The 9,094-nt window shown below is 58.0% G+C and carries 8 protein-coding genes and 3 tRNA genes; 3 read left to right on the top strand and 8 right to left on the bottom strand.

Going from position 1 to position 9,094, the window contains the following annotated elements; genetic code table 11:
- The 7 genes from LD28_RS0119930 to LD28_RS0119900 all read right to left on the bottom strand — a co-directional run.
- Positions 1-1,713, bottom strand: a 1,713-nt coding sequence (locus LD28_RS0119930; protein WP_033138644.1) for a lysylphosphatidylglycerol synthase domain-containing protein, incomplete at its 3' end; no start/stop codon positions are given.
- 288 nt (positions 1,714-2,001) lie between these two features.
- On the bottom strand, positions 2,002-2,184 hold the full coding sequence (locus LD28_RS0119925) for a hypothetical protein (RefSeq protein WP_033138643.1): 183 nt from the start codon (positions 2,182-2,184) through the stop codon (positions 2,002-2,004).
- Between the two features lie 54 nt (positions 2,185-2,238).
- Positions 2,239-3,564: a two-component system sensor histidine kinase RstB gene (gene rstB / locus LD28_RS0119920; protein WP_033138642.1), complete on the bottom strand. Its 1,326-nt coding sequence runs from the start codon at positions 3,562-3,564 to the stop codon at positions 2,239-2,241.
- Positions 3,565-3,585: 21 nt separating this feature from the next.
- Complete coding sequence (gene rstA, locus LD28_RS0119915; RefSeq protein ID WP_033138641.1) at positions 3,586-4,296, bottom strand: two-component system response regulator RstA; 711 nt, start codon at positions 4,294-4,296, stop codon at positions 3,586-3,588.
- Between the two features lie 306 nt (positions 4,297-4,602).
- Positions 4,603-4,678 (bottom strand) — tRNA-His (locus tag LD28_RS0119910).
- Positions 4,679-4,730: 52 nt separating this feature from the next.
- A tRNA-Arg gene (locus LD28_RS0119905) sits at positions 4,731-4,807 on the bottom strand.
- 37 nt (positions 4,808-4,844) lie between these two features.
- Positions 4,845-4,921 (bottom strand) — tRNA-Pro (locus tag LD28_RS0119900).
- 213 nt (positions 4,922-5,134) lie between these two features.
- On the opposite strand from LD28_RS0119900, the gene folD reads away from it, so the two are divergent.
- Positions 5,135-5,989, top strand: coding sequence for a bifunctional methylenetetrahydrofolate dehydrogenase/methenyltetrahydrofolate cyclohydrolase FolD (folD, locus tag LD28_RS0119895; RefSeq protein WP_033138640.1), 855 nt, complete (start codon positions 5,135-5,137; stop codon positions 5,987-5,989).
- Positions 5,990-6,106: 117 nt separating this feature from the next.
- Here folD and cspD read toward each other — a convergent pair whose 3' ends face one another.
- Positions 6,107-6,325: a cold shock-like protein CspD gene (gene cspD / locus LD28_RS0119890; protein WP_005300025.1), complete on the bottom strand. Its 219-nt coding sequence runs from the start codon at positions 6,323-6,325 to the stop codon at positions 6,107-6,109.
- A 229-nt stretch (positions 6,326-6,554) separates the two neighbouring features.
- Between cspD and clpS the strand changes: the two genes are divergently transcribed.
- Positions 6,555-6,872 carry an ATP-dependent Clp protease adapter ClpS gene (clpS, locus tag LD28_RS0119885; protein WP_005337111.1) on the top strand — a complete coding sequence of 106 codons (318 nt, stop codon included), beginning with the start codon at positions 6,555-6,557 and terminating at the stop codon, positions 6,870-6,872.
- Positions 6,873-6,931: 59 nt separating this feature from the next.
- The coding region (gene clpA, locus LD28_RS0119880; RefSeq protein ID WP_033138639.1) for an ATP-dependent Clp protease ATP-binding subunit ClpA at positions 6,932-9,094 on the top strand (2,163 nt) is incomplete at its 3' end.

The raw sequence follows: 9,094 nt of genomic DNA, 5'->3' as shown, positions 1-9,094 counted from the left end.
CATCACAATCCAGCTGTTGCCCTCGATGCCATACATCAAAAAGGCGTCACCGGCGGGGTGGAACAGCAGGGATTTATCTTTCAGCTGGGCCAGATAGCCGTGGCCCCCGCCGTCCCGCACCACCAGCGCATGAGCGCGTGCCAGCGCTTCTTTATCCGGCTTGTTGCCGACGATACGCAGCGGCGCCAGCAACTGTGCAACCCCGACCACCGCCAGCACGGCGACGACGCTACCCATGGCGCGCAGGCCTCTGGCGGCACCGCCGTGAGGGGAGAAGTGGAACCAGAGGGCGTGGTCATACTCCACCTGACGGTAGGAGAAGAGCAGCAGCCACAGCGCCCCCAGCAGCACGGCGCCGACCGAGATCAGCCAGCCCGGGGTGAACTGGGCATGCAGCAGGGATCCCTTGCGATAGAAGAGCGGGCGACAGGGAGTCATGATCAGCAGAAAGCTGCCAAGCAGCAGGGTGGACTCCCAGTCTCCCCCCTTGAGCAGGGAGAAGGTCATCCCCAGCACCAGCAGTAGTTGGCTGATGCGAAAGGCGGCGTCGTGGCGGCGATAGAGGCTGCGGGCCAGCAGGATCAACAGCACCCCGCTCACGCTGCCGAGGACGTGGGAGAGCTCCAGCAGATGGAGTGGCAGCACCTGCAACAGCGTTTCGATGTGGCTGCGCATGGTGGGGATCATCCCCGAGCAGAGCAGCAGGCTGCCGGCGGCAAAGGTGCCCAGGCTGATGAGGGCGGGCAGAAATTCGCGCACTGCGCTCATGATCTCCTGCAGCCGTTGCCAGCGAGCCTTCTGCTGCAGCATCTCCTGACTGGTAAAGAGCAGCAATGCGCCGAGGAAGGGGAGCACGTAGTAGATGCAGCGATAGAGCAGCAGCGAGGCGAGCAGCTTGTCAGCCGGCAGATAATTGGCCAGCAGCAGACTCATGCTCGCTTCAAAGACCCCTATCCCGCCCGGCACGTGAGCCATCACCCCAAGGAAGCTGGCTAGCACGAAAGCACTGAGCAGCACGGGGTAGGGGACGCTCTGCGCGGGTAACAGCACAAAGAGCACCGCGGCCGCTGCCATCCAGTCTGCCAGGGCAACCAGCAGTTGCAGCAAGCGCACCTTGAACTCGGGCAGGGTCAGCGAGTGTTCCCGCCAGGAGAGTCGGGATTGGGGCCAGCAGAGATAGCTCACCACCAGCAACAGCGCCATGGCACCGGCCAGCTTGAGCAAGGTGTCTGCCCACCGCGGCCAGTCTGGCAGCAACTGTGAGACATCGTTGGTCAGCAAGGCGCCGCCCCCCCAGGCCAGCAAGCCGAGGAAGAAGGTGATGGAGCAGAACAACACGACGCGGGCCACCTCCCCGGTGGCGAGCCCCAGGCTGGAGTAGATCCGGTAGCGTACCGAGGTGCCGGTGAGCAGGGCAAAGCCAAGGGTGTTGGAGAAGGTGTAGGCAATAAACGAAGTGATACCGACCTGTTGCCAGGGGAGCTGCTTGCCCAGCGCATGGATAGCCAGCAGATCGTAGCAGCAGAGGCAGGCATAACTGAACAGGGTCAATAGCAGCGCGGCGGCCAACAGGGGCAGTGGCTGCGACCAGATGGCGACACGAATATCGTGCCAGTGCCATGAATGGGTCAGTTGATAAAGCACGGTCAGTGCGGTGCCCAGCAGCAGCAAGCTGCACAAGGGGCCTAACCATTTAACGAGATGACGCCACATTCCATGTTCCTATTGTTAATTCAAATAGTTGATTTTTATAGTGTTACGGTAATGCATGGCAGTATTGGATGAGGTGCGGGGTGTCGCTGTGCCAAATGGTCGATGCGGGGGCCGCAAGATGGAATCTCGATCATGTTTTTCATGGAACAAACCCGGTATGCGAGGCTGATGAGGTTGTTTCAGAAGATGAAAAGGGAGGCATCAGGCCTCCCTTTGTCATCTCTGAGCTTTACTGCTTGCTTGCACTTGCTGTGCCGATCAGATCGTCTTTCAGGGAGCGGTGGGCTGTTATTTGGTTTTCGGGGCCACTTTGACAGCCGGTGCTTTGGCGTGAGTGGCTTTATGATGTTTTTTCACCACTTTGGTCTGGGTGGCTTGCGGTGCTGCTGCTTTGGTCGGGGTGGCTGCCATGGTGAAACCGGAGGTGAGTGCGAAGACGGCAGCCAGAGTCAGGGGGATAATTTTTTTCATGGTCAATTTCCTTATTCGGATTGGTGGTATGGAGCGTTTCTCCATGGCTTCATCCTATGACGGTTGCGGCGGCGCTTCAGTGAGCACTTGGTGACGGTTTGTATCCAAATGTACAGGGAGGGTGATGCAGAAGCGGGCACCCTGGTCACTGGCCAGCAGCGCCACATCCCCCCCGTGATGACGGGCAATGCTGCGCACGATCGCCAGCCCCAGCCCGGTGCCACCGGTGCGGCGATCCCGACTCTGATCAAGACGTACAAACGGCTCGAAGATCTGGGGGGCCAGTGCCGGATCGATCCCCGGCCCGTCGTCACTTACCTCCAGCAGATAGTGCTCCTGCAACCGGGAGAGAGAGAGGGTGACCCGACTCTCGGCATAACGCAGGGCGTTGCCGATCAGGTTCTCCACGGCGCGCGTCAACAGCCGTTGATCGCCGCACCAGGGCATCGGGATGAGTGGCAGTTGCAAAGCCAGGGCTTTCTCCGGGCGCAGTGCCTGCCAGTCACCAAGATGTTGTCTGGCCCACTCCGCCAGCTCCAGCGCATCGAGCTTGAGTGGCAGCTCGGGCCGGTCCAGCCTGGCGTAGGTGAGCATCTCTTCGATCAGGGCGTCCAGCGCTCCCAGATCCCGCTCCAATGCTTGCTGTTCTGACTCCGAGGGTTGGGGATCGAGCATGGCGAGTCGATAGCGCAACCGGACCAGCGGGGAGCGTAACTCGTGGGCGATGGCATCGGTGAGCTGCTTGCGGCTGGCGAGCATCGCTTGCAACTGGGCGGTCATCTGATCGAAGGTGCGCCCGACCCGGGCCAGGCTGCTGCCCGGTGGCAGATCCGTGCGGCAGGAGAGATCCCCATCTCCCACGCGGCGCGCGGTTTGCTCGAGCTGGAGCAAGCCGCGCCAGTGGGGACGCAGCCAAAGCAGGAGTGGAAGCCCGAGGGAGAGGCCGATCACCAGCAGCAGCCCCACATCGACCCAGTGCAATTCGTGCAGGTAGGAGAGATAGGGCACCGGGCCGACGATCAGCACCTGATCGGTATCGGGGATACGCTGCAGGAAGGTGTCGTCCTCTTCGACGATGACGATGTTCCCTGCGGCCAGAAAGGCCTGATCCTCGCTGGCCAGGGGCTGGCGTGCCAGCTCGCCGACCTTGAGAGGGAGGGTAAACTGGCTGCTCTGCTCGGCCAGCCGCTCTGGCCAGCGCTCTGGCGGGGTTCTTGCTAACTCGCCGGTCAACAGGCCAAGGGAGCCCTGCATCATCCGCTCGAGATAGCGGTCACCCGCTCGTTCGGCGGTGACCTGATAGACCACGCCAACCAGCAGGATGGCCAGGGTAAAGCAGCCGATCAGCAACAGATAGAACTGGATAAAGAGACGGCGCATGGTTGTGCTCCCGAAAGAGGGTTATTCCCAGGCGTGGGGAACGAAGAGATAGCCCTTCTGGCGGACCGTCTTGATCCGGGTCGGGTTGTCAGGGTTATCACCCAGTTTTCGGCGCAGGCGGGAGATGGCCACATCCATGCTGCGATCCTGACCGTCATACTCCCGCCCGCGCAGGCTGCGAAAGAGGGTTTCCCGTCCCAAAATCTGGCCAGCGTGACAGGCAAGCTCCCACAACAGATCAAAATCGGCGGTCGAGAGGGCAATGCTCTCGCCATTGAGCCGCACATCACGACCCGGACCATCGACGTGCAACCGGCCAAATTGCAGTTGCTGGGGAACTCTGCTGGTGGCGACGGGTTGGGTTGACGTTTGCGGGTGCTGGCGAAACTGCACCCGCAACCGGGCCAGCAGCACCGGCGGTGGCGTCGTTTTGAGGATGTAGTCGTTGGCGCCAAGCTCCAGACTCAGGATCTGGTTCATGTCGCTGTCCAGCGAGGTGAGCATCACGATGGGGCCGTCGAAGCGTGGCCGCAGATCCCGGCAGAGGGACATGCCATCCTGCCCCGGCAGCATGATATCGAGCAGCACCAGATCGGGCTGTTCGGCTTCGACCCGGGCCAGCGCCATGTCCCCTCTGGGTTCGAGGATCACCTCCATATCGTGGCGACCAAGCCAACTGCTGATGAGCTGGCCAATCTCGGGATCATCTTCGACAAAAAGAATGCGTTGCATAGAAAAGCTCCAACGGGAAGCAGGAGAGAAGAAGAGCGATCAGCATATCAATGGCGCTTGGGAAATACAGAAAAAGAACCGGGCAGGCTGATGTGCGGTGGCGTGTGGCAGTGTGCATCGTGACGGAGCAGCAGCACCGCGTTTATGGATAAGGGAGAAAGGGGGAATGGCCTGCGCAGATAAGGTAGGGCACAGTCGGGCGCAAAAACAAAAAAACCGGCCAAGGCCGGTTTTTCGTGGTGCAGACCAGAAGGTCACTGCACCAAGTCAATTGACATCGCCTTGCGGCAATCATCGACATAATAATGGGGTGGCTGATGGGGCTCGAACCCACGACAACCGGAATCACAATCCGGGACTCTACCAACTGAGCTACAGCCACCACTGAAATCTTCATCAACGCTCGCCAACCCTGAAAGGGAAGGGAGAATCAATGGCGCGCCCTGCAGGATTCGAACCTGCGACCCACGGCTTAGAAGGCCGTTGCTCTATCCGACTGAGCTAAGGGCGCTCTGTATCGACACGTCTTGACGACAAGTCGATGAACATGGTCGGTGATAAAGGATTCGAACCTTTGACCCTCTGGTCCCAAACCAGATGCGCTACCGGACTGCGCTAATCACCGAAAATCCCTGACCAGCATATCGACAAGCGTCGTACTGGGCAACGGGCGGGCATCATAGCCAAGCGTACGGGCCAGCGTCAACGTATTTTTCCCCCAGTAAATTCAAGTGCCTACTTATTGCCCGCTACAGGTCTGGCGTGCGTCTGCCGCTAACATCCCGGCTAAAAAAATGCGACAATGCGCGGCAGTTGAACACATGGTGAGTGGAGAACGATGTCTGCCAAAATCATAGATGGAAAACAGGTTGCGCAAACGATTCGCAGCCAGGTCGCGGCGCAAGTCCAACAGCGGTTGGCGGCAGGGAAACGGGCTCCAGGGCTGGCAGTCATTCTGGTGGGGGCGGATCCCGCCTCTCAGGTCTATGTCGGCAGCAAACGCCGGGCATGTGAGGAGGTGGGTTTTCTCTCCCGCTCCTATGACCTGAGTGCAACCGCCAGTCAGGAAGAGCTGCTGGCGCTGATCGAGCAGTTGAATCAAGACAGCCACGTGGATGGCATTCTGGTTCAGTTGCCGTTGCCGGCTCACTTCGATACCACCCAGGTGCTTGAGCGGATCCAGCCTGACAAGGATGTAGACGGTTTCCACCCGTATAACGTAGGCCGTCTGGCCCAACGTATTCCGGCGCTGCGCCCCTGCACCCCGAAAGGGATCATGACGCTGATCGAGACCACTGGCGTGAAGACGCACGGTCTGCATGCGGTCGTGGTGGGGGCGTCCAACATAGTGGGGCGTCCCATGACCCTCGAATTGCTGCTGGCGGGCTGCACAACCACGACCTGTCACCGCTTTACCCGGGATCTGGAAGATCAGGTACGCCGTGCCGATCTGCTGGTGGTCGCAGTCGGCAAGCCCAACTTCATTCCGGGCGAGTGGATCAAGCCGGGGGCACTGGTGATCGATGTGGGTATCAACCGCCTGGCTGATGGCTCACTGGTTGGGGATGTGGAGTTTGAGACGGCGCGCAGCCATGCCTCCTTCATTACCCCGGTACCCGGTGGCGTGGGCCCGATGACGGTGGCCAGCCTGATGGAAAATACCCTGATCGCCTGCAGTGACTATCACGACTGATCATGGTTGGCGATAACCCTGTGATCCCGTGAGGAGGCAGGGCCCGCCAGAAATCTGACAATAAAAAACCGGTTGCTCAATGAGGAACCGGTTTTTTATTTATCCAACGGGTGTTATTTACATATTTTGTGCTTCGTTTGGCACAATCACAGAAGCGTGATTTCCTTTCGGCCCCTGTTGCAGTTCAAAATTGACGGCCTGACCCGCTTTCAGGGTCTTATAGCCCTCCATTTGAATCGTGGAGTAGTGAGCGAAGATATCCTCACCGCCCCCTTCCGGACAGATAAACCCAAATCCTTTTGCGTTGTTAAACCACTTAACTGTGCCGGTTGCCATACTTCTACATCCTTTTATTGATTACCCAGAAGTCGTTGAGTAACCTGCGCCAGCCCTTTATAACTAGGGACATGAGCCCATAGCAGACGGGCGCAGATTAGCAAGTAACCAATTTAGTCTAACTTTTGAGCGAGTCAAGAAGTTGTTAACAGCTGATGTGATCCGGTTAACAAGTCTATTGACAACCTTGTGTTAGACGGTAGTAATCTAGAGGTACCAAAGCGCGATTATGAGCAAGCAGAAAGAACTCTTTGCTAATGAAGAGATTGCAGAAGCAGAGAAAACAAAGCTGCAGCCGCCACCCATGTATAAGGTTGTGTTGAACAACGATGACTATACGCCGATGGAGTTTGTGGTTGAGGTGCTGCAAAAGTTCTTTGGTATGGATTTGGACAAGGCGACTCAGGTCATGCTGAGTGTGCATTATAGTGGTAAGGGTGTCTGCGGCATGTTTACCGCAGAGATCGCCGAAACCAAGGTTGTCCAGGTCAACACCTATGCACGTAACAACGAACATCCACTGCTCTGTACTATGGAAAAGGCTTGAATCTGATGACTTGATGGCGAGTGTGACACCACATTGTAGCTGTACTAGGGGAGGTGCCTATGTTGAATAAAGATCTAGAAAAGACGCTGAACGAGGCTTTCAAACTGGCCCGTGACGAGCGCCACGAATTCATGACCGTCGAGCACCTGTTGTTAGCCCTTCTGGATAACAGTTCAGCCCATGAGGCGCTGAGCTCCTGTGGTGCCGATGTCGAGCAGATGCGCAAGGAGATCCGCGCATTCATCACCCAAACTACTCCGCTCATTCCGCGCGACGATGAAGATCGTGAAACCCAGCCGACACTGGGCTTTCAGCGCGTGTTGCAGCGTGCCGTCTTCCATGTGCAATCCTCCGGCAATACCGAAGTCAGCGGCGCCAACGTGCTGGTCGCTATCTTCAGTGAGCAGGAGTCACAAGCTGCCTATTTCCTGAAAAAAGCCGAGATCAGCCGTCTCGACGTCGTCAATTTCCTCTCTCACGGGGTGCGCAAGGACAGCAAGCCGGATCTCGGCAGCAATAACAATCCCGAGTCTGATGATGATGTCTCGGCCGCCCAGATTGAGAGCTTTGCTACCAACCTGAACCAGCTGGTGCTGGAAGGGCGCATCGATCCGCTGATTGGCCGTGATCAGGAGCTCAACCGTACTATTCAGGTGCTCTGCCGCCGCCGCAAGAACAACCCGCTGCTGGTGGGTGAAGCGGGCGTGGGCAAAACCGCCATTGCCGAAGGGCTGGCCTATCGCATCGTCAAGGGGGATGTGCCCGAGGTGATAGCGGGCAGCACCATCTATTCGCTGGATATGGGCTCTTTGCTTGCGGGCACCAAATACCGTGGTGATTTCGAGAAGCGCCTCAAGGTACTGCTCAAGCAGATTGAGCGTCAGGAAGGGGCCATCCTCTTTATCGACGAGATCCATACCATCATCGGTGCCGGTGCGGCATCCGGTGGTCAGCTGGATGCAGCAAATCTTATCAAGCCGCTGCTCTCCAATGGGTTGCTCCGCTGTGTGGGATCCACCACCTATCAGGAGTATGCCCAGATCTTCGAGAAAGACCGTGCGCTGGCGCGTCGCTTCCAGAAGATTGATATCGTCGAGCCGACTATCGATGACACCACGCGTATCCTGATGGGGCTCAAGAGCCGCTACGAGGCACACCACGGCGTGCGCTACACCGCCAAGGCGATCCGTGCGGCTGCCGAACTCTCTGCCAAGTACATCAATGATCGTCACTTGCCCGACAAGGCGATCGACGTGATCGACGAGGCGGGTGCCGGTCAACGGTTGCTGCCAGCGAGCAAGCGCAAGAAAGTGATCAATGTGCAGGAGATTGAGTCCATTGTGGCCAAGATTGCCCGCATTCCGGAGAAATCAGTCTCCTCCTCGGATAAAGAGGTACTGAAACACCTGGAGCGCAATCTCAAGATGGTGGTCTTTGGTCAGGACAAGGCCATTGAAGTGCTGGCTGATGCGATCCGCCTGTCACGATCGGGTCTCGGCAACGAGCGTCGTCCGGTTGGCTGCTTCCTGTTTGCCGGTCCCACTGGTGTTGGTAAAACGGAGGTGACCCAGCAGTTGGGCAAAGCGCTGGGTGTCGAGATGCTGCGCTTTGATATGTCCGAGTACATGGAACGCCATACCGTATCTCGTCTGATTGGTGCGCCTCCCGGCTATGTCGGTTTTGAACAGGGTGGTTTGCTGACCGATGCGGTGATCAAGCATCCCCACTCGGTGGTGTTGCTCGACGAGATTGAGAAGGCTCACCCGGATGTGTTCAACCTGCTGTTGCAGGTGATGGACAACGGCACCCTGACCGATAACAACGGGCGCAAGGCGGACTTCCGTAACGTCATTCTGGTGATGACCACCAACGCTGGTGTGCAGGAGACCCAGCGCAAGTCGATTGGCTTCCAGCAACAGGATTTGAGCCACGATGCCATGGCTGTGATCAACAAGACGTTCAGCCCGGAGTTTCGTAACCGGCTTGATCACACCATCTGGTTCAACCATCTCGATATGACGGTGATCCATCAGGTGGTCGACAAGTTCATTGTCGAGTTACAGGTTCAACTGGATGCGAAGGGAGTCTCTCTCGAGGTGTCCGAGCGTGCCCGCCACTGGTTGGCAGAGAAGGGATATGACAGAGCCATGGGTGCCAGACCGATGGGTCGGGTTATCCAGGAGCACCTCAAGAAACCCCTGGCCAACGAGATCCTGTTTGGT

Origin of the sequence: Aeromonas finlandensis, assembly GCF_000764645.1 — a bacterium.
GTDB lineage: Bacteria > Pseudomonadota > Gammaproteobacteria > Enterobacterales > Aeromonadaceae > Aeromonas > Aeromonas finlandensis.
This window is presented reverse-complemented; position numbering and strand designations above follow the sequence as displayed.